This window comes from Thermophilibacter mediterraneus (genome assembly GCF_900119385.1).
GTDB lineage: Bacteria > Actinomycetota > Coriobacteriia > Coriobacteriales > Atopobiaceae > Thermophilibacter > Thermophilibacter mediterraneus.
The window spans coordinates 222,187-246,941 of record NZ_FPKO01000008.1; the positions used below are offsets into that span (position 1 = coordinate 222,187).

A 24,755-nucleotide genomic window follows, 5' to 3' on the forward strand; every position below is an offset into this window, starting at 1 on the left:
ACCTCCCCTACTTCACGCGCTCCAGCCGCCCGTCGCGGACCTCGTAGATGCGGTCCGCCGCGGCATCGAGGTCATTCGAGTGCATGATGGCCACGACGGTCTTGCACCCCTTGAGCCCCGCGAGGTAGTCGCAAAGCCGCGCGCTCGTGGCGGCGTCGAGGTTTGTGAGCGGCTCGTCGAGCAGAACCGCCGGCTCCGTGCGCGAGAGGGCGCGCAGCAGGCCCAGCTTCTGGCGCTCGCCGAGCGAGAGGTTGAGCGGTTGGTCGGTGATGGCACGCTCGGGGAGGTCGCCCAGGTCGAGCGCGCGAGCGACTTCCTGGTCGGCCGCACCGCCGAGGAGGTTGTAGGTGAGGTCCCCAGTGAACACGGGGACGGGATACGTGAGGTACGCTGCGTCCAGGAGCTCCGGCGCGAGCACGGCCTCGCCGTCGAGGTCGGCCGGGTCCGAGAGAGCGCGCAGGAAGTCGAGAAGGCGGGACTTGCCCGTGCCGTTGGCGCCGCGCACCACCACGAGCTCGCCGGGGCGCACCTCGAGCTCCCCCGCGAAGAGCCGCTTGCCATCCGCGCCGCGCTCGGGGGTGGCCCAGAGCGTCCCCTCCACGTGCGCCGCGGAACCGTCGGAGCCCTTCGTCGCGAGCGCCTCGAAGCCAGAGGGCTCCGAGGCCTCGGCCGCCGCGCCGCGCAGGCGCTCGACGTGCGGCAGGTTGCCGCGCACCTGAGCCACATGCTGCACGATGGCGGTGAGCGGCGCCTGCACGAGCTGCGCGAGCGAGTACGCCACGAGCACCTGCCCCACGCCCGCCGCGCCCGCAGCGCAGCGCCAGGCGGCGACCCCCATCATCGCCGCCGCAAGCACGCAGGCAAGCAGCGTGGGCGCGTTCGAGATGAGCGTCTCGAGAAAGCGGTAGCGCAGAATCGTGCCCACGTAGGCGTCCGAACGCTCGCGGTAGCGAGCCGAGAAGTATGTGTCGGCCCCTGAGGCGTTTATGGCGCGCTTGGACTCGACGATGCGCTTGGACTCGCCGAGCCAGGCGTCCTGCGCGGGGAGGATGTCGCGCTGGAGCGCGGCGAGCGAGCGCGCGGGGAGCCGCAACGCGAGCCAGAAGACGGGCACGTACGCCACCATGAGCGCGGCCATCAGCGGGTCGATTGCCGCTGCGAGCGCCATGATGCCGAAGAGGGCGAGCGCCGCCCCGGGCACGCGCACGTTGACGGCCGCGTAGAGGGTTCCGTAGATGTCCGCCGAGCTCGAGAGGAGGTTGACGTGATAGCCCTTGTCGTGGCGCTCAAAGGCGCGCTGCGACGCGGACAGCAGCCCGCGGACGCACCGCACGGCGGCGGCGAAGCCGCGGCGCAAACCCACCCAGGTGGGCACGCACTCGCCGAGCGCGACCGTGGCCGCGGCGGCGGACAGCGCGAGGGCGAGCGCGGCGACGAGCGGCGCGGCGACGTCCGCCCCGCCGGCGGCGAGCTTGTCGACGATGCCGCCCACGACGACGCTCGTCGCAGCCGCGAGCAGCGTCGCCGCGGCCGTGCCCAGGGAGCGAAGGCAGTTTGACGGGGTGGGGTCGAGCAGCGGATATGACGTCTTCTCTTTCATGATCTGTCCAATCTGGCGCTTTGTGCGCCGTCCTCGCAGAGATGTATCGTGCCCCACCTCGCACGACGCCGCCTTTGAGGGGCGATTCGACCATCAAAACGCGCGACGTGCGAGGTGAGCGGAGAGGCAGGGGCTATCTCACGCGTTCCAGCCGCCCGTCGCGGACCTCGTAGATACGGTCCGCCGCAGCGTCGAGGTCGTCCGAGTGCATAATCGCGACCATAGTGCGGCTGCCGCGCAGGCCGGCGAGGTAGGAGCACAGACGCGAGCGCGCGCCCTCGTCGAGGTTGGCGAGCGGCTCGTCGAGAAGCACCACCGGCTCCGGGCGCGAGAGCGCGCGCAGCAATCCCAGCTTCTGGCGCTCGCCGAGCGAGAGGTTGAGCGGCTGGTCCGTGATGGCACGCTCGGGGAGGTCGCCCAGGTCGAGCACGCGCGCGACCTCGGGGCCGGCCGCCTGGCCGAGCAGGTTATCCCCGAGCGTGCCGGGCACGACCGGCACCGGGTAGGTGAGGTAGGCCGCGCCGAGCGCCTGGGACGAGAGCTGCGCCTCGCCGTCGAGGTCGGCCGGGTCGGAGAGGCCGCGCAGGAAGTCGAGCAGACGGGACTTGCCCGTGCCGTTGGCCCCGCGGACCACGACGAGCTCGCCGGGGCGCACGTCGAAGCTCCCCGCCCAGAGCCGCTTTCCGTCCTCGCCGCGCTCCGGCGTGGCCCAGAGCGTCCCGTCCACGCGCGCCACCAGGTCCTTCTCGCCCGCCGCGAGCGCCTCGAAGCCGGAGGGCTCCGCAGCCTCGGCCGCCAGTTCGCGCAGCAGGTCGAGGTTGCCGCGCATGGCCACGCAGAAGCTCACGAGCGAGCAGCACTCCGCCATCGGCGCCTGCACGAGCGAGAAGAGCTGCCAGGCCGCAACCGCCGCGCCCAGCGTGACCGCACCCGTCGACCAGAGCGCGGCGCACACGGCGAGCACCACCACCTGCAGCGCCGGCGAGATCGCCGTCGGCAGCGCCGTCTGGACGCAGTCGGCCACGCCCTGCCGGCAGCGACGCGCCTGGTACTCCCGCGCGCATCCCGCAAAGCGCTCTGCATAGAACCCCTCGGCGCCGGAGGCGTTGGCCGCGCGCTTCTCCTCCACGACCCTGCGGATCTCCTCCTTCCAGGCGTCGCGCGCAGGCACCATCTCCACGAGCAGGCGACTCGCCTCGCGCGCCGGCGCCCAGTTGACGACGAAGTAGAGCGCGAACCCCACAAGAAACACCGGCACGAGCACCACGTCAATCGCCGCAGCGCACGCCAGCAGCGCGACGGACGCGATCAGGCACCCCACCACGTTCACGGTGAGGTAGACCAGCATCGATCCGTAGCCAAACGCCGCCTCGTTCACGGCGGTGAGGAGGTGACCGGCGTCGTGGCGCTCGAACGCGCGCTGCGACAGGGCGAGCACCTTGTCCACCGCATCCTTCGACGCGTCGAGCTCAGCCCACAGGTTCTCCCTCATCGGCAGCCAGTCGTCGAGCAGAAACTTCGCGAGCGCAGCCGCCAGCGTGACGGCGAGGTAGGCCGCGAGCCGCGCTACGGTCTCGCCCGGCGCCAGCGCGCCCGACGCGATGCCGTCGACGAGGCCTCCCAGCACGTAGGCCGCGCCCGCCGAGAGCACGGTCCCGGACGCCACGCCGAGCGCGAGAGCCACGCGGCGCGGCGTGGGCGCAAAGAGCGGGTACGCCTTCCCGCGCGAGGTTCCCTTTGTCATGTTCTTCTCCTTCCACGAGACTGACGTCATCGTAGGGGCAAGAAGAACAGCGCAGGTCAGGACAGCGCCGCGTCCGAAACCGCGTCCTCAGACACCCGAAGATCCGGCGCACCGCCCTTATGGGAGTGCGCCGGACCTTCGGGTTGCGTTGCGCGTGTTGCGGGCGCGCCTACGCGGCGTCCCCGCCCACGACGTCGTCGACGTTGACCACGACGTCGTGCTTGGTGGGCACCCACTCGACCTTCTTGAACAGGGCGACCACCGTGATGGGGATGTAGGTCATCATGAACAGCGGGAACGTGAAGAGGTTGGTGATGACGCGCCACTTCTTCTTGGCGTGGATGTGGCTGCGCTCGGAGACCGTGGTGATGATCGCCAGGATGAGAAACACGACGTACATCGAGGCAAAGGTCATGATGAGCGAGCCCACGCACATGTCGAGCTCGCTCTGCGTGGCGATGAACCCGTGGCTGAGCGAGCCGACGATCAGGTAGGTGGCGTTCACGAAAAACGACAGCAGCGTCAAGATCATGCCCGGGGCGACCGTCATGAGCATGTCGTAGCTCGCGAAGCGGCCCTTGGAGATACCCTTCACAAGGTCGCGACCGTAGCTGAAGAACACCTGGTAGAAGCCCTTGGTCCAGCGCATGCGCTGCACCCAGGAGGCCTTGAGGGTGACGGGCTGCTCGTCGAAGAACTCCGCGGGCGCGTAGCCGATCTGCACGTTGTTGGCGCAGCAGAACGTCGAGAACTGGATGTCCTCGGTGAGCGTGTGGAAGCCCCAGCCGTGCATGCCGCGCACGATGCGCTCGGAGACCATCCAGCCCGAGCCCGAGATGGCGCAGCTCGTCCCCATCATCATGCGGGCGTTGTTGAGGAACTTCGCCTCGCGCATGAACCAGAGGGCGTAGGCCGAGCTGATCCAGCTGGAGTCGAAGTTCTTGGAGTTGCGATAGCCCGTGCAGACGAGGTAGCCCGCGTCAAAGGCCTGGTTCATGACCTTGAGGTAGTCGCGGGAGACGAGGTTGTCGGCGTCAAAGACGATGAACGCCTCGTAGCGGTCGCCGTACTCGTTGAGGATGCGGTCGAAGCCGTAGTCCATCGCCCAGCTCTTGCCGCGACGCGCGAGGTCGTTGCGGTCCCAGACGATGGCGCCGGCCTCCTCGGCCGCGGCGTGCGTGTTGTCGGTGCAGGCGTCGCACACCACGAAGACGTCCATGAGCTCGCGCGGGTAGTCCTGGTCGAAGATCGAGCGCACGAGGTTGCCGATGACGAGCTCCTCGTTGTGGGCGGAGATGAAGAACGCGTAGCGGTGCTGCCGCTTTGCCTCCGGCAGGCGCACCGTCCCCTTGAGGAGCACGCGGATGATGTAGACGATCTGGTAGAAGTACGCCAGCGTGAAGAAGAGCCAGATGACCATGTTAAATATCACGAGCGGCGTCAGTCCGAGCCGGTTGAACTCAAGCATGGGCATGTCAGCGAACCCCTCCGTCGTAGCCTGCTAGGCGCCGAGCGCAGGACAGATCTCCTCGCCCGCCCCGGTGCGCCCCATCGAGCTTTCCTTCAGTGATTCTAGTACATCGAGCAGGTCGTCCGGCAGCCGGTCGGCGACCTCTACGACCTCTCCGGTCTCGGGGTGGTCGAAGCGCACGCGCCACGAGTGGAGGAACTGGCGCGAGAGGCCGCGGTTGACGCGCTCGTCGCCGCGCCCGTAGAGCTGGTCGCCCACGAGGGGGTGACCGATGTGGCGCATGTGGACGCGGATCTGGTGGGTGCGGCCGGTGTAGAGGTGGCACTCCATGAGGGTGTAGCCCTCGTCGCGCCGCCCCGCCTCGAAGCGCTCGAGCACGCGGAAGGTCGTGATGGCCTCGCGCGCGCCGGGCGCGTCCGAGACCGCCATGCGGATGCGGTCGCGCGTGGAGCGGGCGATGCCCGTCTCGATGGTCCCCTCGTCGTGCGCCACGTAGCCGTGGACGAGCGTCACGTAGCGACGGTCGAGCACGCGCAGGCGGATGAGGTCCTGCAGGGCCCTCTGCGTGGCGTCGTCCTTGGCGGCGAGCATGAGGCCCGTGGTGTCCATGTCGAGGCGGTGCACGATGCCGGGCCGCTCCTCGCCCTGGAGCATGCCGAGGTGGTCGTAGCCGCAGTGGGCCACGAGCGCGTTGGCGAGCGTGTCGTCGACGTGGCCCGGACTCGGGTGGCACACGAGGCCCGCCTGCTTGGAGAGGACGATGAGGTAGTCGTCCTCGTAGCGGATGTCGAGCGCGATGTAGGGGTTGGGCGCGAGCAGGCCGCCCGCAGGCTCGGGCTCGTCCACGAGGGCGCGGACGCGGTCGCCGAGGAGGACCCGCTCGGACTTGCTCGTCGCGGGCGTCTCGTTGATGGTGACGCCGCCCCCCTCCACCAGGCGGGCGCAGGCGGAGCGGCTCGGCATGTCGTCGGCCGCGGCGAGGAAGGCGTCGAGGCGCATGCCGTCCGACTCGGGCCCCACGAGCAGGTTGACGAGGCGCTGGGGCATGGGGTCGGGCTCCTTTCCGGCGGCGGGCTGCGGTCGCCGCGCGGCGCGGGCCGGCGCGGCTGCTCTCGGCAGGCTATCGTAGCACGGGCGACGCGGCCGCGGGATCGGGGCCGGGGCGAGGCAGAGGGGCCGGCTGGAGGCTCTTCTCGCCTCGATAGGCGTTACCTTGACAGGGCGCGGGTTCGCACAATTCCGAGTTTGTGCGACCGCGAGGTCGCAGTGGAGCGGATTCGTGGGCGAGAAGAACCTCGGGCAGGGGAAAACCCCTGTTGACACGGCGTCGACCGGAGACGAGGGCATCGCGATGCCGCACAGTTTCGAAATTGTGGCCCCTAACGAGAAGCATAGTCCCAGGGTTTCTGTCCGGTCGCCGGAGTACGCTCGCGGCGCAGGGCACGACGGCGTGGGGAGGTCGCGATGGCGAGCATGACGGGCAGGGACGTGGCGGCGGCGAACGGCGGGGACGGGACGCTGGTCGACTGGATGGCGCGCTTCGGCACCGAGGAGGCCTGCGAGGAGGAGCTGCTGCGCAGGATGTTCCCGGAGGGGTTCCGCTGCCCCTCCTGCGGGCACGCCAGGTGCGCCCGGGTCAGGGGCCGGGCGCGCAAGTGGCAGTGCACGCGCTGCTCCAGGCAGTTCTCCGTCACGGCGGGCACCGCGATGAGGGGCACCAAGCTGCCGCTGGTCAAGTGGTTCCTCGCCGCCTACCTGATGACGCACTCCAAGCGCGGGGTCTCCGCGATCGAGCTCGCGAGGCACCTCGGGGTCTCCGAGCGCACCGCCGGCTACGTGCTGCTGCGCCTCCGCGGCGCCATGGCCAGATCGGAGTCCGTTCAAGCGGCTTGACGGCACCGTCGAGGTCGACGAGATGTACCTCGGGGCGACGGTCGCCGGGAGGGTGGGCCGCGGCTGCGAGAAGGTGCCCCTGCTCGTCGCCGTCGAGGCCCCCGGCCCGCGCGGCCCGGGCCGCTGCTCGGCCAGGGTCGCCTCCGACGTGACGGCGGGCTCCTACCGGGAGTTCCTCCGCGCCCGCGTCAGCGTGCTCGCCCGCGTGCGCTTCGACGGCTTCCTGCCCATAGGCTGCGCGGTCGCGTCGTGGCCGCGCGCCGAGGCCGGCAGGTCGCCCTCGGGCGGGGCGCCGGGGACGTGGCTGCGCCTGGCGCACAAGGTGATCTCCAACCTGCGCGCTTACGCCCAGGGGACCTACCACGGGCTCTCGAGGACGCGGACGCAGGGCTTCGTGGACGAGTTCTGCTGGAGGTACTCGCACCGCGCCCCGGGAGGGCCCGGGATCGCCTCGGAGCTGCTGGGGGAGGCCGCGCGCGGTCACGTGCCGAGGGCCGACCTGCTCTCCTCGACGTTCTCGGCGCAGGGCCCGGGCAGGAGGTTCAGGAACGCGGGGCGGGAGCGCCGCGAGAACGAGGGGTGGGTCGCGGCGGCGATCGCCGAGGCGGCGAAGGAGCGGATGGCTAACTATGCCGCTCGTTAGGGGCCACATTCGAAATTGTGCGGCCGGGCCGCCAGGCGGCCGGCCGGGCGGGGCGGGGCGCGGCTGGAGCTTCGACCCGCCCGGGGTCAGCGCCCCTCCCCCGCCGCGCGCTCGCGCTCCGCGTCCCAGCGCCAGAAGAGCACGAGGGCCACGACGACGCCGCAGGTCACGAAGATGTCGGCAACGTTGAAGATCGCGAAGTCGACGAACGTGGTCTTGAAGAAGTCGGTGACCGCCCCGAGCGCGACCCGGTCGATCGCGTTGCCCACTCCCCCGCCGGCCACCGCCCCCAGCACGAGGGCGATGGGGAGCGGCACCTCCGTACGGAACGCCGCGACCCAGACGCCGAGCGCAAGGATCGCCGCGGCGATGAGGACGAAGACGGGGCCCGCGCCCTCGCCGAGCGAGAAGGCCGCCCCCGTGTTGAACACGAGGCTGAGGTCCATCACGCCCGGAATCAGCGTGACGGGCTCGCCGGGCACGAGCGCCGCGCGCGCGGCGGCCTTGCTCAGCTGGTCGAGGGCGACGACCGCCGCCGCGACCAGGGCGAACAGCGCGAGCCTGCGCGCGGACGGGCGCGGGCGCGACCCCGAGGAAGCGTGCGGGTTTAGGACGCTTCCCGGGCCGAAACCGTCCGAACCCCGCACGTTCTTCTCCGCCGCGTCGGACTCGTGCTGGTTCCGGACGGAATCGTCGCCAAAACCGTCCGGAACCCGCACGTCCCTGTCACCTTGGCAGCCGGCCACGCGCTACTCCGCGTCCCCGTGTGCCGCCACGGCGTCGTGGCAGCGCGGGCACAGGCCGTCCTCGCCGAGCTCGCGGAAGTTCCAGCAGCGCGGGCACTTCTCGCCCGCCGCGGGCTCGACGGAGCACGTCAGCTCCTCGCCCTCAACGAGCTCGACCTCGGAGCACACGAAGGGCTCGGCGAGGTCGCAGCCGAGCTCGCCGGAGAGCAGCCCGTAGGCCTCCGCCGGCGCCACGAGCGTGACGCGCGCGGCCTGCGTGGTCTTCTCGGCGAGCGTGCCGTCGGCCACCGCGGTCTCGTAGGCCTTGGTGAACGCGGCACGGGCCTCCACGACGGCGTCGTAGGCGGGCAGGTAGCGCTCGTAGACCTCGGCGGTCCAGGGCGCCTGGTACCAGTCGAGAAGGGCGGCGAACTCCTGGCCGTCGCGCAGGGACGCGGGCAGGTAGGCCATGGCCTCGTCGGTGGTGTAGACGAGGATCGGCTGCAGGTCGTGCACAAGCATCGAGAGGATCTGCGCCCAGACGGTGAGCGCGGAGCGGCGCTCGTAGGAGTCCTTCTCGCCGCAGTACACGCGGTCCTTGGTGGCGTTGAGGTAGCCGTTGGAGAGCTCGGTGATCACGTAGTCGTAGAGCGTGCGGTAGACCTGGTTGAAGCGGTAGCCCTCGTAGGCGGCGCTCACCTGGTCGTGGACCTGGCACAGGCGCGCGAGCGTGAGCTTGTCGTAGGGCGTGAGCTCGTCGTAGGGCACCGCGTCGGTCGCCGGGTCGAACTGGCCCTCGATCTCGCCGAGGAGGAACCGCAGGGTGTTGCGGAAGCGGCGGTAGGCCTCGCCCACGTGGTCGAGGATCGCGTCGTCGCAGGGGATGTCGTTGGACGTGTCGACCGAGGTGACCCACAGGCGCAGGATGTCGGCGCCGCGGGTGTCGCACTCGGCGTTGGGATCGATGACGTTGCCGAGCGACTTGGACATCTTGCGGCCCTGGCCGTCGAGGGTGAACCCCTGGGAGACCACCGACTTGTACGGCGCGACGCCGTAGGCGCCCACCGACGTCATGAGCGAGCTCATGAACCAGCCGCGGTGCTGGTCGGAGCCCTCGAGGTACATGTCGGCCGGGAACTTGAGGTTGTCGCGGTGGCGGCAGACGGCGGTGTGGGAGACGCCGGAGTCCCACCACACGTCGAGGATGTCGGAGTTGGCCTTGAGGTGATGGGAGCCGCACTTGGGGCAGACGCAGGCGTCGCCGAGGTAGCTCGCCGGGTCGTCGGTGAACCAGGCGTCGGAGCCCTTCTCCCTGAAGAGCGCGATCACGGCGTCGAGCGTGTCGTCGTTCATGACGGTCTCGCCGCAGTCGGCGCAGGTGTAGGCCGGGATCGGCACGCCCCAGTTGCGCTGTCGGCTGATGCACCAGTCGGGGCGACCCTCGACCATCGAGCCGATGCGCTTGATGGCGTGGCCCGGGTAGAAGCGGACCTTCGAGAGCTCCTCGAGCGCCTGCTCGCGGAGGCTGCGGCCGCCCGCGAGCGGCTTGTCCATCGAGACGAACCACTGGCTCGTGGCGCGGAAGATGACGGGCTCCTTGCAGCGCCAGCAGTGCGGGTAGCTGTGGTTGATGTCCTCGTGCAGGATCAGCGTGCCGCGCTCGCGCAGCCACTCGATGATCTTGGGGTTGGCCTCGTTGACCTCCATGCCGGACCACGGGCCGCCCGTGCCCATCTTGTCGCCCACGAAGAAGCGGCCGTCGTCGTCGACCGGCATGACCGTGGGGATGCCGAACTTCTGGCCGGCGAGGTAGTCGTCCACACCGTGGCCGGGCGCGCAGTGGACGATGCCGGTGCCGTCGTCGAGGGTCACGTAGTCGGCGTAGATGAACTCGCCCGTCTCGCCCTGGTCGGCAAAGATGGGCTGCTTGTAGCGGTTGTGCGCGAGGGCCTCGCCCGTGGCGCGCCAGGGCTCGCCGTCCGCTCCGCGCACGAGCTCGAGCTCGCCGTAGCCGAACTTCGCCACGAGGCGCTCCGCCAGGGCCTCGGCCACGATCTCGGCGTGACCGTCGTGCACGAGCGCGACGTAGGTGGCCTCGGGGTGCAGGATGACGGCGTCGTCTGCCGGCAGGGTCCAGGGCGTGGTGGTCCAGATGTCCACGAACAGGCGCCCGGCCCACTCCTCAAGCCCCTCGGGGACCGTGGTCATCTCGAAGCGCACGAAGATGGCGGGCGAGACCTCGTCGCCGTACTCGATCTCGGCCTCGGCGAGGGCGGTGTGGCAGTGGGAGCACCAGTGCACGGGCTTGGAGCCCTGCGTGATGGCGCCGGCGTCGAAGATGGCCTTGAAGATCTCGATGTCGGTGGCGTCGTAGTCGTTGACGTAAGTGAGGTAGGGGTTGTCCCACTCCCCCAGCACGCCCAGGCGCTTGAAGCCCTGGCGCTGGGTGTCGACCTGCTCGACGGCCATCTTGCGGCACAGCTCGCGGATCTTCTCGGTGGGGAGCTGGTTGAACTTCTCCGTGCCGAGCATGGTCTCGACCTTGTGCTCGATGGGCTGGCCGTGGCAGTCCCAGCCGGGGACGTAGGGCGTCTGGTAGCCGCGCATGGACCAGTAGCGGTTGATGATGTCCTTGGAGATCTTGTTCTGGGCGTGGCCGAGGTGGATGGGGCCGTTGGCGTACGGGGGGCCGTCGTGCAGGACGAACTTGTCGTGACCCTCGTTCTTGGCGATCATCTGCTCGTAGACGTGGTTCTCCTCCCACATCGCGAGGCGCTTGGGCTCGTTCTGCGCCAGGCTGGCGCGCATCGGAAAGCCCGTGCTCGGCAGGTTGGTCGTCTTCTTGTACTCGTTTTTCGCCACGCTCTCCTCCTTCCGTGCAAAGGGGACAGTCCCTTTTGCACGCTTCCTGTGCAAAAGGGACTGTCCCCTTTGCACGTCGCCCTCGGGCACGAAAAAACGCGCCCCGTCCCTCCTGCTGGGACGAAGCGCTTCGTAAGGAGCACTTCGCTTGTAAACCACCCAGCGAGCGGATATCCGCCGTACTCGGCTGGCCTGTGTCGGCGGCCACTCCGGCGACGCCTACTCGCGCGGCGAGAAGGACCTGCCCTCGCCGGCTTTGGGGCCGCGGCTCGGGGGTGATCTTCGCCGGGACGCGACCGCGGGCTCCCACCGTCCCCGCTCTCTCTTGGCCGCGCGCCCCCGGGTACTCTCCCCGTCAACGCCTGTGGTGAGGATGGTAGCACGTCCGGGCGGGCGGGTCACGCGCGGAGCGGTCCCGTCGGCGTAAAGTTGTTGTTGGCGGCACCCCCTCAGCTCGCCCGGTACCTGACGTCCGACGCGAGCCCGGCGAGGGAGGCGCAGACGGGGCACTCCCACCCCCTCCCCTCGGATTCCACCCTCGTCCCGGGCTGGGAGGAGACGAACCTCGCGAGCCGCGCGTCCCGGCGCGCGGCGCGGCGCATCGAGCGGGCAGAGCGTGTTCCTGGCCCCGTCCAGCAGGACAGTCCTGCGGAACGTGACGTCGCCGAGCGTGGTGGCGAGGGTGCGTGTGCGCCCCGAGTGCACGCGCGCGCCGGCCGGCCTCGACGACGCCAGCAGCTCGCGGTCATGGGCCTCGAGGGCGGCGACCACCCCCGGCACGATGCCAAGATTCACTTGTGGGCCTTCCTCTCCTCCGAATCAGCCAATCCGAAGGGTAAGGGAGGCCCGCCCCAGACTTAAACCAACAGAAACTTTATGCCGATCGACCGCACGAAACCTCGTCGAGTGCGCGCTCTTCCCGAGGGGCGGGCGCGCACTCGGCGGGATTCCTGTCCGAACGGACAAGAAAGGGCACGAGTGCGCGATGGTCAGCGCGCACTCGACGCGATTCCGGTCCGGTCGCCAACGGGGGCGGCACGCGGCGCGATGCGTGCAATGCGTGCAAAGGTGCCTGTCCCTTTTGCACGGACACCTTTGCACGCGAAACCGCCCCGTCACACTGCCGTGAGAGAATGAGGGAGAGAAGAACCCGAGGAAGGACCACCATGGCAGGCAAGACCGCTTCCGCCGCCGACCGAAAGTACCTCGCGCTGCTCTCGGAGAAGTTCCCCACGGTCCGCTCAGCCGTGACCGAGATCATCAACCTCGAGGCCATCCTCAACCTGCCCAAGGGGACCGAGCACTTCGTCTCGGACGTGCACGGCGAGTACGACGCCTTCAAGCACATCCTCAGCAACTGCTCGGGCGTCATCCGCGAGCGCGTCGCCGACACCTTCCGCCTCGAGCTCACGGGCGCCGAGCAGGCGGACCTCTGCACGCTGATCTACTACCCGCACCGCAAGCTGCGGCGGCTGCGCGACGAGGGCGTCGCGAGCGACGAGTGGTACGCCATCACGCTCATGCGCCTCGTGCGGCTCGCCCGCTACCTCTCGGACTCCTACACCCGCTCCAAGGTGCGCAAGGCCATGCCCGACGAGTACGCCTACATCATCGACGAGCTGCTCCACGCCTCCCCCGGGGAGTCGGACGGCCGCCAGGGCTACCACCGGCGCATCATCGACACGATCGTCGACACCGGGGCAGCCGACGACTTCGTCGTCTCGCTCGCGTCGCTCGTCAAGCGCCTGGCGGTGGACCACCTCCACGTGGTCGGCGACGTCTTCGACCGCGGGGAGCACGCCGACAAGATCATGGACCGCCTCATGGGCTACCACTCCGTCGACCTGCAGTGGGGCAACCACGACATCGTCTGGATGGGCGCCGCGGCGGGCTCGGCGGCGTGCCTCGCCGCGGTCATCCGCAACAACGTCCACTACGACTCGCTCAAGATCCTCGAGAGCGCCTACGGCATCCCCCTGCGCGAGCTCGCCCTGTTCGCCGAGGCGACCTACCGCGCCGACGACGGCATGAGCCCGGTCGAGAAGGCCATCTCGGTCATCCTCTTCAAGCTCGAGGGGCAGACCGTCCTGCGCCACCCCAACTGGGGGATGGGCGACCGCCTGCTGCTGGGCCGCGTCGACGCGGCGCAGGGTACCTGCGAGGTGGGCGGGCGCGCCTGGGAGCTGCGCACGCGCGACTTCCCCACCCTGAGGGCCGACGACCCCTACGCGCTCACCGACGAGGAGCGCGGCGTCATGGACAACCTGCTCGAGGCCGTCCGAACCTCGGACAAGCTGCGCGCGCACGTGAACTTCCTCTACGAGCGCGGCAGCGCCTACCTCGTGCGCAACGACAACGTCCTGTTCCACGCGTGCGTCCCCATGGACGAGGACGGGACGTTCCACCCCGTGAACCACCAGGGGAGGCTCCTGGCGGGTCGGGCCTACTACGACTACGCCGACCGCCTCGCGCGGCGCGCCTGGCTCGAGGGCGACCAGGTCTCGCTCGACTGGATGTGGTACCTGTGGTGCGGCCGCTACTCCCCGCTCTCGGGCCGCGTGATGAAGACCTTCGAGCGCACCTACTTCACCGACCGCTCCACCTGGGACGAGCCGCGCGACCCCTACTACCGCCTCATGGCGGACCCGGCGGCGTGCGGGCGCGTCCTCGAGGAGTTCGGCTGCGACCCCGAGCGCGGCCACGTGATCAACGGGCACACGCCGGTCCACGCCTCGGAGGGCGAGAGGCCCGTCCGGGCGGGCGGGAGGCTCGTGGTCATCGACGGCGGCTTCTGCCAGGCCTACCACAAGACCACCGGCATCGCCGGCTACACGCTCATCGCCGACCCGCGCGGCATGCGCATCAAGGCGCACCGGTCCTTCGCCTCGATCGCCGACGTGCTCGACCTCAACGCCGACATCATGAGCGACGACGACCGCTTCGAGCTCGAGCCGCGCCCGCTCACCGTGGGCGACACCGACACCGGCGACGAGATCCGCGAGCAGATCGCCGACCTGCGCGCGCTGCTCGCCGCCTACCGCGCCGGCGAGCTGCCCGAGCGGAAGGCCTAGGGAGAAGGACGGGGGCCGGGCCCCCTCGCCGGGAGAGGGGCCGCGGAGCCGGGTCCTTCTCGCCGCGCGGTTTTTCTGGCCTCGCCGACGAAACGGTGTGCGTCCCCCATAATCTGGGTATCTATGAACCCAAGTACCGCATCGCATGAAGGGTAACCGCAACAGATGGACATGAACGAGAACAAGCGGCGCCGGTCGATGATGCTCTACGTGCTGATCGCGATCATCGCGTACCTCGCCATCAGCCAGGCGCTCGGCACCAACCTCACGACCAGGACGGTCGAGGACGTGACCTACTCGCAGTTCCTCGACATGGTCGACAGCGACCAGGTCACCAACGTCGACCTCAACACCGGCGACAACACGCTCACCTTCACCACCGGCGAGGGCGACAGCCAGAAGGTCTACGAGACCACGATGTGGCCCGGGGACGACTCGCTGATCAGCCGCCTCGACGAGCACGGGGTCAACGCCGACGCCAACATCCCCGACACCTCGGGCGACCTGTGGCTCATGCTGCTCATCTCCTACGGCCTGCCGATCCTGCTTTTCCTGGGCATCGGCTGGTGGCTCAACCGCCGCATGAAGAAGGCCATGGGCGACGACGGGCCATCGATGAACTTCGGCGGGGGCGGCTTCGGCATGGGCGGCGGCCTCGGCAAGTCCAACGCCAAGGAGATCAAGGGCGAGGACACCGGCGTCACCTTCAAGGACGTCGCGGGCCAGGACGAGGCCAAGGAGTCGCTCCAGGAGATCGTGAGCTTCCTCAAGAACCCCGAGAAGTACAACGAGATCGGTGCGCGCTGCCCGCGCGGCGCGCTGCTCGTGGGCCCTCCGGGCACGGGCAAGACGCTGCTCGCCAAGGCCGTCGCCGGCGAGGCGGGCGTGACCTTCTTCCAGATCGCGGGCTCGGCGTTCGTCGAGATGTTCGTGGGCCGCGGCGCCGCCAAGGTGCGCGACCTCTTCAAGCAGGCCAACGAGAAGGCCCCCTGCATCATCTTCATCGACGAGATCGACGCCGTGGGCAAGCGGCGCGACTCCTCGCTCAGCTCCAACGACGAGCGCGAGCAGACGCTCAACCAGCTCCTCTCCGAGATGGACGGCTTTGACAACCACAAGGGCATCGTGGTGCTCGCCGCCACCAACCGTCCCGAGACGCTCGACCAGGCGCTGCTGCGCCCCGGCCGCTTCGACCGCCGCATCCCGGTCGAGCTGCCCGACCTCGCCGGCCGCGAGGCCATCCTCAAGATCCACGCCGACGACGTCAAGATGGAGAGCGGCATCGACCTGGGCGTCGTGGCGCGCTCCACGCCGGGCGCGTCCGGCGCCGACCTGGCCAACATCATCAACGAGGCCGCGCTGCGCGCCGTGCGGCTCGGGCGGCGCCGCGTGACGCAGGAGGACCTGCTCGAGTCCGTCGACGTGGTCATCGCCGGCGAGAAGAAGAAGTCCACCGTGCTGTCCCAGCACGAGAAGGAGGTCGTCTCCTACCACGAGACGGGCCACGCCATCGTGGCGGCCATGCAGAAGGGCTCTGCGCCGGTCTCCAAGATCACGATCGTGCCGCGCACCTCGGGCGCGCTCGGCTTCACGATGCAGGTCGAGGAGGACGAGCACTTCCTCACCACGCGCCAGGAGGCCAAGGACAAGATCGCCGTGCTGTGCGGCGGGCGCGCCGCCGAGGAGCTCATCTTCAACGAGATGACCACCGGCGCCTCCAACGACATCGAGAAGGCGACGCAGCTCGCGCGCGCCATGGTGACGCAGTACGGCATGTCCGACAGGTTCGGCATGGTGCAGCTGGGCCAGCCCGCGAGCCGCTACCTCGGCGGGGGCCAGCAGCTCACCTGCTCGGAGGGCACGGCGCAGGAGATCGACGCCGAGGTCCAGGCGCTCGTCGAGGAGGGTCACCAGGCCGCGCTGCGCACCCTGCGCGAGAACCGCTTCAAGCTGCACGAGATCGCGCACTACCTCCAGAAGAAGGAGACCATCACGGGCGACGAGTTCATGAACATCCTCACCCGCGACGACGGCTTCGCCCCCAAGATGCCCAAGCCCGAGAGCTGACGCTGACGTCAGGCCATAGCGTCGACCTGGCGCAGGCGTCAGGTCGCAGCGTCACGTGAGGGCCCCCGACCGGGGGCCCTTCCCGTGCGGCGCCCCGCCCCGCGCGCGTCGCCCCGGGCCCCTACCGGAAGAGCTGCCAGAACGCCACGGCCGAGCACGCGGCGACGTTGAGGGAGTCGACGTCGTGGGACATCGGGATGACGACGGGGCGGTCGCACGCCTCGACCGTCTCGCGCGCGAGGCCGGGCCCCTCGCTGCCGAAGACGAGCGCGCGGCGCTCGGACGCCAGCAGCGACGGGTCGTCCAGCGCGACGGCGCCGGGCTCGAGCGCCATGGCATAGACCGCGAAGCCGCGCTCGCGCAGGCCGCCTATCGTGGCGCGCGGCCAGTCCGCGCGCTCGGCGCGCGCCCACGGCACCTGGAAGACGGTGCCCATCGAGGTCCTGACGGCGCGCCGCACCAGCGGGTCGGCGCAGCGCGGCGAGAGCACCACCGCGTCGGCGCCGAGCGCCGCGGCGGAGCGGAACAGCGCGCCCACGTTGGTCACGTCCACGAGGTCCTCCACGAGCGTCACGCGCCGCGCGCCGGCCGTGACCTCCTCGACCGAGCGCGGCGCCGGGCGCTCCATGGCGCACAGGAACCCGCGCGTGACGTTGTAGCCGGTCAGGAGCTTCATCTGGTCGTGCGGCAGGACGAAGGCGGGGACGTCGTCGCCGGCGCGGTCGAGCAGGCCCGCGCAGCTCGACGCCTGGCGCTCGTCCACAAGAAACGACACGGGCCGCACGCCGGCGTCGAGCGCCACGTCCACCACGAGGCGAGACTCCGCGACGAGCACGCCGCGCTGCGCCTCGACGCGCGCCCTGAGCTGGTGGTCCGTGAGGCGCGCGTAGACGTCGAGCCGCTCGTCGGACAGGCTCTCGAGCCGTGTTATGCGGGACATGTGTCCTCCTTTGGAAAGGTCCGAGAAACGTCGCGACGGCGGCGCCGTCCTAGGGTACGATAGCAACTCGCAGACAGCATAAACACACCAGATTCACGGGGGTCAGCCCATGGCATCCCACATGAAACCAGCATCGTCCGCGAAGGGCCCCGGAGCGTCGAGGGGGTCCAAGGCGGCGCCCTCCCCCTCGAAGACGACGGTCCAGCCCAAGGCCGGGCCCGCGGCCGCCGGCGGCGGGGCGGCCGGCGGCGGGGCGCGGGGGCGCGGGCGCGTCGCCCTGATCGTCGCCGCGAGCCTGCTCGTCCTTCTCGGCGGGGCCTACGTCGGCGGGGCCCTCTACTTCCAGACGACCTTCATGCCCGGGACCGCGCTCAACGGCCAGGACGTCTCCCTGCGCCGCGTCGAGGAGGTCGCGGCGGAGAAGAGCGCGTCGCTCGACGGGACGCAGGTACACGCGAGCGGCAAGGGACTCGACCTCACCGTCACGGCGGAGCAGGCGGGCCTCGCGCTCGACGGCGAGGCCTACGTTCGCGACGCCCTCGCGCAGGAGAACCCGTGGGCGTGGCCGCTCGCGCTCGCCTCCGGGGAGCGCGACCTCACCGCCGAGCCCGTCGTGAGCGTCGACCGCGACAAGGTCGCCGCCGTGGTCGAGCCCGCCGTCGAGGCGCTCGCGGCCTCCTCGACCGTCGAGGGCCACGGCATCTCCTTCAGCGCCGACGCGGGCGCCTTCGTGCTCGACGAGGCGGCCGTGGCGAGCCGCCTGAGCTCCGACCTCGTGACCGACGCGATCGTGGCCGCCCTCGAGGCGGGCGAGGCCGAGCTCACCATCGGCGACGAGTGCGTCGAGACCGAGACCGCGCTGCAGGACGCCGTCGACGCCGCCAACGCGCTCGTGGGCGCCACGGTGACGCTCACCCTCAGCGGGACCAACGTCGTCGAGGTCACGCCCGACATGATCGCGGGCTGGGTCACCATCGGCGACGACCTCTCGGTGGGCCTCGACGACGCCGCGATCGAGAGCTGGTGCCGCGGCGCCCTCTCGGACTACCTCGACACGCTCGGCAAGGACCGCACCTACACGCGTCCCGACGGCCGCACCATCACGGTGCTGGGCACCGACCCGAGCTACGGCGCGAGCACCTACGGGTGGAGCATCGACGGCGGCTCGACGGCGACGCTCATCGCGGAGAGCATCCGCTCCGGCCAGCCCGGGACCGTCGACATCCCCTGCTTCTACACCGCTGCGAGGGTCAACCCCGGCGGGCAGGACTGGCCTGACCGCTACATCGACGTCGACCTCACCGCGCAGCACGCCGTCATGTACGACAACGGCTCGGTCATCTGGGAGGCGGCCATCACCACGGGCCAGCCCAACCTCGGGCAGGAGACCCCCGTCGGCGTCTGGACCATCACCAACCGCAAGTCGCGCGCCACGGACGGCGACATCAACCTCAAGGGCCCCATCGACCCCGAGACCGGCGAGCCGGAGTGGGACAGCCACGTCGACTTCTGGCTCGGCGTCGTGGGCAACCTCGTGGGGTTCCACAACGCCCCGTGGCAGTCCACGTTCGGCGGCAACATCTACACGTACTACGGCAGCCACGGCTGCATCCGCATGAGCTACGCGAGCGCGCAGGCGCTCTACAACGCCGCGCGCGTGGGCGACGTGGTCGTCATCCACAAGTAGCGCGGGCCCGTCGGGAAGAGACGGCGAGAAGGACCTCGGCCCCCGCGGCGCAACCGAGCCGCGGGGGCCGTCGCGTGCGCGACGACGCTGCGGGCGGCGCGGCTCGGGCGGGGCGGCACGGGAGGCGCGGCTCGACCAGCGAAACGGAGCGAAATGCAAAATCTGGCGCGATCGAGGCGCTGTTTTTGCATATCGCTCCGTTTCGGCGCGCGCCTCGAACGCGGGCCCCCGGCCCGCGCGGCGCCCCGCTAGCGCAGGTTCATGTCGCGCATCATCTGCTGCATGGCGCGACGGCCCTTCTTGCCGCCCCCCTGGCTCATGAGGCCCTTCATCTTGCCCATCATCTTGTTCATCTCGTCCCACTGCTTGATGAGCTGGTTGACCTCCTGGACCGTGCGCCCCGAGCCGGCGGCGATGCGCTTGCGGCGCTGCCCGTTGATGATCTTGGGGCGCGCCCGCTCCTCGCGCGTCATCGAGTGGATGATCGCCTCGATGCGCGTCATCTGCGAGTCGTCGACGGCCTGCGGGGCCTGCGCCATGGCGCGCTCCATGCCCGGGATCATGCCCATGATCTTGGCGAGGCCGCCCATCTTGCGGATCTGCTGCATCTGCTTGAGCAGGTCGTCCATCGTGAAGCCCTCGCGCAGCATGCGCTCCGCGTCGGCCATCTGCTGCTCGTCGGCGACCTTCTGGGCCTGCTCGATGATGCCGACGACGTCGCCCATGCCGAGGATGCGCTTGGCCATGCGGTCGGGGTGGAACACCTCGAGCGAATCGGGCTTCTCGCCCATCGATACGAACTTGATCGGCTTGCCGGTGACCTCGCGCACGGACAGCGCGCCGCCGCCGCGGGCGTCGCCGTCGAGCTTGGACATGATGACGCCGTCGAAGTCCACCCGGTTGGCGAACTCGGTAACCACGTTCACGATGTCCTGTCCGGTCATGGCGTCGACGACCATGAGAATCTGGTCGGGGCGCACCGCGCGCTTGATCGCGACGGCCTCCTCCATCATCTCCTCGTCGATCTGCAGGCGCCCCGCCGTGTCCACGATCACGATGTCGTTGAGGTGGTCGACGGCCTCGCGGATGGATCCCTGCGCCACCGCGACGGCGTCGCGCCCGTCGCCCCGGTAGACCGACACGCCGATCTCGCCGCCAAGGGTGGCGAGCTGGTCGGCCGCGGCGGGACGGTGCGTGTCGCACGCCGCCAGCAACGGGCTGTGGCCCTGGCTCTTGAGCAGGTAGGCGAGCTTCGCCGCGGCCGTCGTCTTGCCCGAGCCCTGGAGGCCGACGAGCATGATGACGTTGGGCGTGCGGTTCTGCGCGAGCGTGAGCCGCGAGTCCGTGGAGCCGAGAAGGACGGTGAGCTCGTCGAGGACGATCTTCACGACGTTTTGCGCCGGCGTGAGCGACTCCATGACCTCGGCCGTGAGGCACTTCTCCTTGCAGCGCCCCACGAAGCTCTTGACCACGCGGTAGTTGACGTCCGCCTCGAGCAGGGCCATGCGGATCTCGCGCATGGCGACGTTGATGTCGTCCTCCGTGAGGCGGCCCTTGCCGCGCAGCTTCTCGAAGGTGTCCTGGAGGCGGTCGGAGAGAGAGTTGAACATGGCTACATCCCTTCGCCCACGAGCGCGCGGCAGAACTCGAGCGCGTCGAAGGCCTGGAGGTCGTCGAGGGTCTCGCCCACGCCGATGCGGTAGATGGGCAGGCCCAGCTGGCTGGAGATGGCGAGCGCGATGCCGCCCTTGGCGGTCCCGTCGAGCTTGGTGACGATGATGCCGTCGAGCTCGAGGGCGTCGTTGAACTCGCGCGCCTGGTTGAGGCCGTTCTGGCCGGTGGTGGCGTCGATCACGAGCACCACCGAGACGGGCATGGACTGGCAGCGCTTGCGGGTGACCCCCACCACCTTGGCGAGCTCGCGCATGAGGTCGGAGGAGGTGTGCAGGCGCCCGGCGGTGTCGATGAGCACAAGGCGGCTCCCGCGGCGCTCGGCCTCGTCCACCACGTCGTAGCACACGCTCGCGGGGTCCGCGCCGCGCTCGCGCGTGACCACCTCGACGCCCGCGCGCCGGCCCCAGACCTCGAGCTGCTCGATCGCCGCCGCGCGGAACGTGTCCGCCCCGCCGATCAGGCACTCGACGCCCGCCTCGCGGGCGCGCCCGGCGAGCTTGCCCACCGTGGTGGTCTTGCCGGCGCCGTTGATGCCCACGAAGAGCACGCACGAGGGCAGGTCGGTGAAGGGGTCGCGCGCGGCCGCGGGGAACTCCTGGGCGAGGCGGCGCGCCAGGGCGTCGCGAAGCTGCTCGGCGCGGGTGAGGTTCTCGCGCGCGGCCTGCTCGCGCAGGTCGTCGGTCACGCGCATGGCGACCTCGGCGCCCATGTCGCCCATGACGAGCGTGTCCTCGAGGTCCTCCCAGAAGTCCTCGTCGACCTCGCCGCCCATGTAGAAGATCTCGTTGAGGGCCTCGCGCGATCGCTGCAGGCCCGCCTTGAGGCTGTCGAGAAATCCCATTTACGCATCAACCACCTTTCCGGTGGCGTGGTCGAGGCGCTGCGAGACGACGCGGCTCACGCCGTCCGCCTGCATCGACACGCCGTAGAGGACGTCCGCCTGCTCCATCGTCCGCCTCTGGTGCGAGATGACGATGAGCTGCGTGGTTTCCTTGAGCCGCTCGATGGCGTCGAGCAGCTTGGAGAGGTTGGAGTCGTCGAGCGCGGCCTCAACCTCGTCGAACACGTAGAACGGCACGGTGCGCACCTTGTAGACCGCGAAGAGCAGCGCGAGCGCCGTGAGGGACTTCTCGCCGCCGCTCATGAGCATCATCTTGGCGATGCGCTTGCCGCGCGGCTGCGCCACGATCTCGATGCCGGTCTCGGAGGGGTTGTCCGGGTCGGTCATCTCGATGTGGGCCTGGCCGCCCGGGAACAGCAGCGAGAAGATCTCCGAGAAGTTCTCGTTCACCCGGTCGAAGACCGCGAGGAAGCGCGTGCGCATCTTGCGGTCGATGGCGGCCGTGATCTTCTTCAGGGACGCCCGCGCCGCCTCGAGGTCGGCGACCTGCTCGCCGATGTAGTCCGCGCGCTCCTTGAGGCGCTGGTACTCGTCCATGGCGACGGCGTTGACCGGCCCGATCGACTCGATCTGGCGCCGCAGCTCGGCGACGCGGCGCTCGGCGGCGTCCCGGTCCTCGGGCTCGGGGACCAGAAGTGCCTCGTCGAGAACGGCGCCGGTCGCCGTGATGGCGTTGATGGCGCCCTCGACCTGCACCTCGAGCCGCCCGAGGTCGACCTTGACCTCCGACGCGGCCTCGCGGGCGGCGTCGAGCTCCTCCGACGCGGCCGCGGCGGCCTCGCGGGCGGAGCCGATGGTGCGCTTGAGCGAGTCGGAGTCGGCCTCGGCGAGCGAGGCGCGGTCCTTGAGGCGCGCCGCCCACTCGAGGGCGCGCGTGCGCACGGCGTCGTAGCGGTCGTGCAGCGGGTCGACGCGCAGGCGGACGACCTCGAGGGAGCGCGAGCTGCGCTCGGTCGCCACGATGCGCGCGGCGAGGTCGTCGGCGCGGCGCGCGAGGTCGCGCTCGCGGGTCTCGAGGTTGGCGCGGCGCTCGCTCGTCATGGCGAGCTCGAGGCGCGCGTCGGAGAGCTCGCGGCTCGCCCTCCCCTGCTGCGCGACGGCGTCCTGGTGCTCGTCGGAGCGCTCGGAGAGCTCGGTCGCGAGGGCGTCGGCGCGCTCGCGGGCGGCGCGGGCGGCGCTGCGGTGGGCGTCGATCTGCCCGCGGGCCTCCGCGGCGCGCGCGGCGGCGGCGGCGCGGCGCTTCTCGACCTGGGAGCGCTCCGAGGTGGCGCTCGCGAGCTGGGCCTCGAGCCTGCCGCGCTCGGCGGTGGCGGAGCTCAGCTCGGCGCTCAGGCGCGCGAGCTCCCCCTTGGCGGCCGCGAGCCGCTCGCGGGCGGCCGAGAGGCCGTCCTCCCCCTCCGAGACGCGCTCCTCGGCGGCCGCGAGCGCCTCCTCGAGCGCGGGCATCCCCTCGTCGAGCGCGCGGATGCGACGCTTGCGCTCGAGGGCGCCCGCCTCGCTCGTGGGGGCGCTCCCCACGTGCAGCCTGCCGTCCGGCAGCACCGCCACGCCGTCCATCGTGACGTAGGTGAGCTGCGGGGCCGCCTCGTGGGCGCGCACCGCCTCGGTCGCGTCCCCCACGAGGCGGACGTCGCCGAGAAGGACCTCGATCAGGGCGCGCGCCTCGTCCCCCACGCGCAGCCGGCTCAAAAGCGGCGTCCCCGGCGCGCCCGGCGCCGCCTCGCGGCCGGCGGCGCGCAGCCAGGAGATGGTGGCGCGGCCCTCGGTGCCGGAGAGCGAGAGCGCCTCGTCCGCGAGGCGGGCGGCGGCGTCGGAGTCCGCCACGACGAGCGCGGCGAGGTCATCCCCGAGCAGCTGCTCGACGAGGCCCTCGACCTCCTCGTCGGCGTCGATGAGGTCGGCGAGGCGGCACCTCACCCCCTCCCCGGCGCGCTCCGCGAGGCTCGCCGCGAGCGGGCTCGCCTTCTCGACGTCGGCGTCGACGGAGCGCAGCGCGTCGAGGGTGGCCCGCGCGGACGAGAGCGCGGCGCGGGCGTCGCGCTCCTCGGCGCGGGCGGCGTCGAGCTCGGAGGAGCGGCGGGATATCTCGGCGGAGAGGGCATCCGCGCGGCCGCGGGCCTCGTCGAGCTCGATGGCGAGGTCGGCGCTGCGGTCGGAGCGCTCGGCGATGGCCTCGGAGGTGGTGCGGGCGGTCTCCTCGAGCTGCTCGAGGCGCGAGGCGAACATCTGGTCCTCGACCTCGGCGTTGCCCACCTGGTCCTCGAGCTTGGCGTAGGCGAGCGTCTCGCGGTCGGCCTCGGTGCGGGCCGCGCGCTCGGCGGAGGAGAGGCGGCTGAGCTCGTCGTCGAGGGCGCGGCGCCTCGCGACCGCCTCGTGCGAGGCGCGCGAGAGCTCGTCGAGCGACGCGCGCAGGTCGCGCTCGCGCACGCGCGCGTCCGAGAGCTCGCCGGCGACGCGCTCGTGCTCCTCGCGGGCGTCGGCGCGCTGCTTCTGCATGGCGGAGAGCTGCATGCGCATGTCGGACAGGCGCCCGACCATGTTCTTGCCCTTCTCCTCGAGCAGGCGCATGTCGGAGTCCATCTGAGCGAGCTGCGCCTGGAGGCGCCGGCGCTGCTCGCCGAGGTCGCCGACGAACAGGCCCTTCTGCTCGAGCAGGGACTGGAGCTTCTCGAGCTCGCGGTTCTTCTCGTCGCAGCGGTACTGGGCGAGCTCGATGGCCGCGTCGGCCTCGCGGCCGCGGGCGACGAGCCGGTCGTAGGCGCCCTGGAGCCTCCGCAGGTCGTCGACGGCGAGCTGCGTGGTGAGCTCCCTGAGCTCGTCCTCGAGCGCGCGGGCGCGCTGGGCCTTGTCGACCTGGCGCTCGAGCGGCCTCAGCTGCCGCGCGAGCTCGCGCGAGAGGAGCTTGGCCCGGGTGAGGTTCTCGTCCATGGAGACGAGCTTGCGCTGGCTGCGCTCCTTGCGGCGGCGGTGCTTCGAGATGTCGGCGGCCTCCTCGATGAGGGCGCGCCGCTCCTCGGGGCGGCTCGAGAGGATCGAGTCGAGCTTGCCCTGCGAGATGATCGAGTGTGTGTCCTTGCCGAGGCCCGAGTCGTGCAGGATGTCCTGGACGTCCATGAGGCGCGAGGGGGCCCCGTTGATGAGGTACTCCGACTCGCCCGAGCGGTACATCCGCCGCGTGACGCCCACCTCGGTGAAGTCGATGGGCAGCGTGTGGTCGGAGTTGTCGAGCACGAGCGTGACCTCGGCCACGCCGACCGCGCCGCGCGCGGACGAGCCCGAGAAGATGACGTCCTCCATGGCCTGGCCGCGCAGCTGCTTGGCGCTCTGCTCGCCGAGGACCCACAGGATCGCGTCGGAGACGTTTGACTTGCCGGAGCCGTTGGGCCCGACCACGACCGTGAGGCCGGGGTCGAACACCATCTGCGTCCGGTCGGCGAAGGACTTGAACCCCTTGAGTGTCAGCGACTTCAGGTACAC

General features: G+C 70.5%; 15 protein-coding genes. 5 read left to right on the forward strand and 10 right to left on the reverse strand.

The genetic code is table 11. The features are described 5' to 3' along the window. Nucleotides 1-7: 7 nt before the first annotated feature. The 4 genes from BQ7106_RS03190 to BQ7106_RS03205 form a co-directional block, all read right to left on the reverse strand. Nucleotides 8-1,600 carry an ATP-binding cassette domain-containing protein gene (locus BQ7106_RS03190; protein WP_072371158.1) on the reverse strand — a complete coding sequence of 531 codons (1,593 nt, stop codon included), beginning with the start codon at nt 1,598-1,600 and terminating at the stop codon, nt 8-10. A 133-nt stretch (nt 1,601-1,733) separates the two neighbouring features. Next, complete coding sequence (locus BQ7106_RS03195; protein ID WP_072371161.1) at nt 1,734-3,344, reverse strand: ATP-binding cassette domain-containing protein; 1,611 nt, start codon at nt 3,342-3,344, stop codon at nt 1,734-1,736. A 169-nt stretch (nt 3,345-3,513) separates the two neighbouring features. Further along, nucleotides 3,514-4,818, reverse strand: coding sequence for a glycosyltransferase family 2 protein (locus BQ7106_RS03200; RefSeq protein WP_072371164.1), 1,305 nt, complete (start codon nt 4,816-4,818; stop codon nt 3,514-3,516). 27 nt (nt 4,819-4,845) lie between these two features. After that, complete coding sequence (locus BQ7106_RS03205; protein WP_072371167.1) at nt 4,846-5,862, reverse strand: RluA family pseudouridine synthase; 1,017 nt, start codon at nt 5,860-5,862, stop codon at nt 4,846-4,848. Between the two features lie 417 nt (nt 5,863-6,279). On the opposite strand from BQ7106_RS03205, the gene BQ7106_RS03210 reads away from it, so the two are divergent. Together BQ7106_RS03210 and BQ7106_RS03215 are read left to right on the forward strand one after the other, a co-directional pair. After that, the gene (locus BQ7106_RS03210; RefSeq protein ID WP_072369833.1) at nt 6,280-6,708 is read left to right on the forward strand and encodes a transposase; all 429 of its coding nucleotides are present in this window, start codon (nt 6,280-6,282) and stop codon (nt 6,706-6,708) included. Nucleotides 6,709-6,730: 22 nt separating this feature from the next. Then, nucleotides 6,731-7,351 carry a transposase gene (locus BQ7106_RS03215; RefSeq protein WP_072371170.1) on the forward strand — a complete coding sequence of 207 codons (621 nt, stop codon included), beginning with the start codon at nt 6,731-6,733 and terminating at the stop codon, nt 7,349-7,351. Nucleotides 7,352-7,437: 86 nt separating this feature from the next. Here the strand turns inward: BQ7106_RS03215 and lspA are convergent, their stop codons facing one another. Together lspA and ileS are read right to left on the reverse strand one after the other, a co-directional pair. Then, entirely contained in the window at nt 7,438-8,070 is a 633-nt protein-coding gene (lspA, locus tag BQ7106_RS03220) for a signal peptidase II (RefSeq protein WP_240307418.1), read from the reverse strand. A 30-nt stretch (nt 8,071-8,100) separates the two neighbouring features. Further along, nucleotides 8,101-10,884 (reverse strand): isoleucine--tRNA ligase, encoded by a 2,784-nt coding sequence (ileS, locus tag BQ7106_RS03225; RefSeq protein ID WP_240307436.1) that lies wholly within the window; start codon nt 10,882-10,884, stop codon nt 8,101-8,103. A gap of 1,220 nt (nt 10,885-12,104) precedes the next feature. On the opposite strand from ileS, the gene BQ7106_RS03230 reads away from it, so the two are divergent. Both BQ7106_RS03230 and ftsH read left to right on the forward strand, forming a co-directional pair. Next, nucleotides 12,105-14,009 carry a fructose-1,6-bisphosphatase gene (locus BQ7106_RS03230; protein ID WP_072371176.1) on the forward strand — a complete coding sequence of 635 codons (1,905 nt, stop codon included), beginning with the start codon at nt 12,105-12,107 and terminating at the stop codon, nt 14,007-14,009. 165 nt (nt 14,010-14,174) lie between these two features. Beyond that, nucleotides 14,175-16,076: an ATP-dependent zinc metalloprotease FtsH gene (gene ftsH, locus BQ7106_RS03235; RefSeq protein WP_072371179.1), complete on the forward strand. Its 1,902-nt coding sequence runs from the start codon at nt 14,175-14,177 to the stop codon at nt 16,074-16,076. Between the two features lie 121 nt (nt 16,077-16,197). Here the strand turns inward: ftsH and BQ7106_RS03240 are convergent, their stop codons facing one another. After that, nucleotides 16,198-17,016 carry a TrmH family RNA methyltransferase gene (locus BQ7106_RS03240; RefSeq protein ID WP_072371187.1) on the reverse strand — a complete coding sequence of 273 codons (819 nt, stop codon included), beginning with the start codon at nt 17,014-17,016 and terminating at the stop codon, nt 16,198-16,200. A gap of 121 nt (nt 17,017-17,137) precedes the next feature. Here BQ7106_RS03240 and BQ7106_RS03245 point away from each other — a divergent pair, with 121 nt between their 5' ends. After that, nucleotides 17,138-18,703, forward strand: coding sequence for a L,D-transpeptidase (locus BQ7106_RS03245; protein WP_072372025.1), 1,566 nt, complete (start codon nt 17,138-17,140; stop codon nt 18,701-18,703). Between the two features lie 248 nt (nt 18,704-18,951). Here the strand turns inward: BQ7106_RS03245 and ffh are convergent, their stop codons facing one another. From ffh to smc, 3 genes are read right to left on the reverse strand one after another with little or no spacing between them, the layout of a single operon-like run. Then, nucleotides 18,952-20,313, reverse strand: a complete 1,362-nt coding sequence (gene ffh / locus BQ7106_RS03250) for a signal recognition particle protein (RefSeq protein ID WP_072371190.1) — start codon at nt 20,311-20,313, stop codon at nt 18,952-18,954. Nucleotides 20,314-20,315: 2 nt separating this feature from the next. Beyond that, nucleotides 20,316-21,218 (reverse strand): signal recognition particle-docking protein FtsY, encoded by a 903-nt coding sequence (gene ftsY / locus BQ7106_RS03255; protein WP_072371192.1) that lies wholly within the window; start codon nt 21,216-21,218, stop codon nt 20,316-20,318. Further along, the gene (gene smc / locus BQ7106_RS03260; protein ID WP_072371196.1) at nt 21,219-24,755 is read right to left on the reverse strand and encodes a chromosome segregation protein SMC; all 3,537 of its coding nucleotides are present in this window, start codon (nt 24,753-24,755) and stop codon (nt 21,219-21,221) included.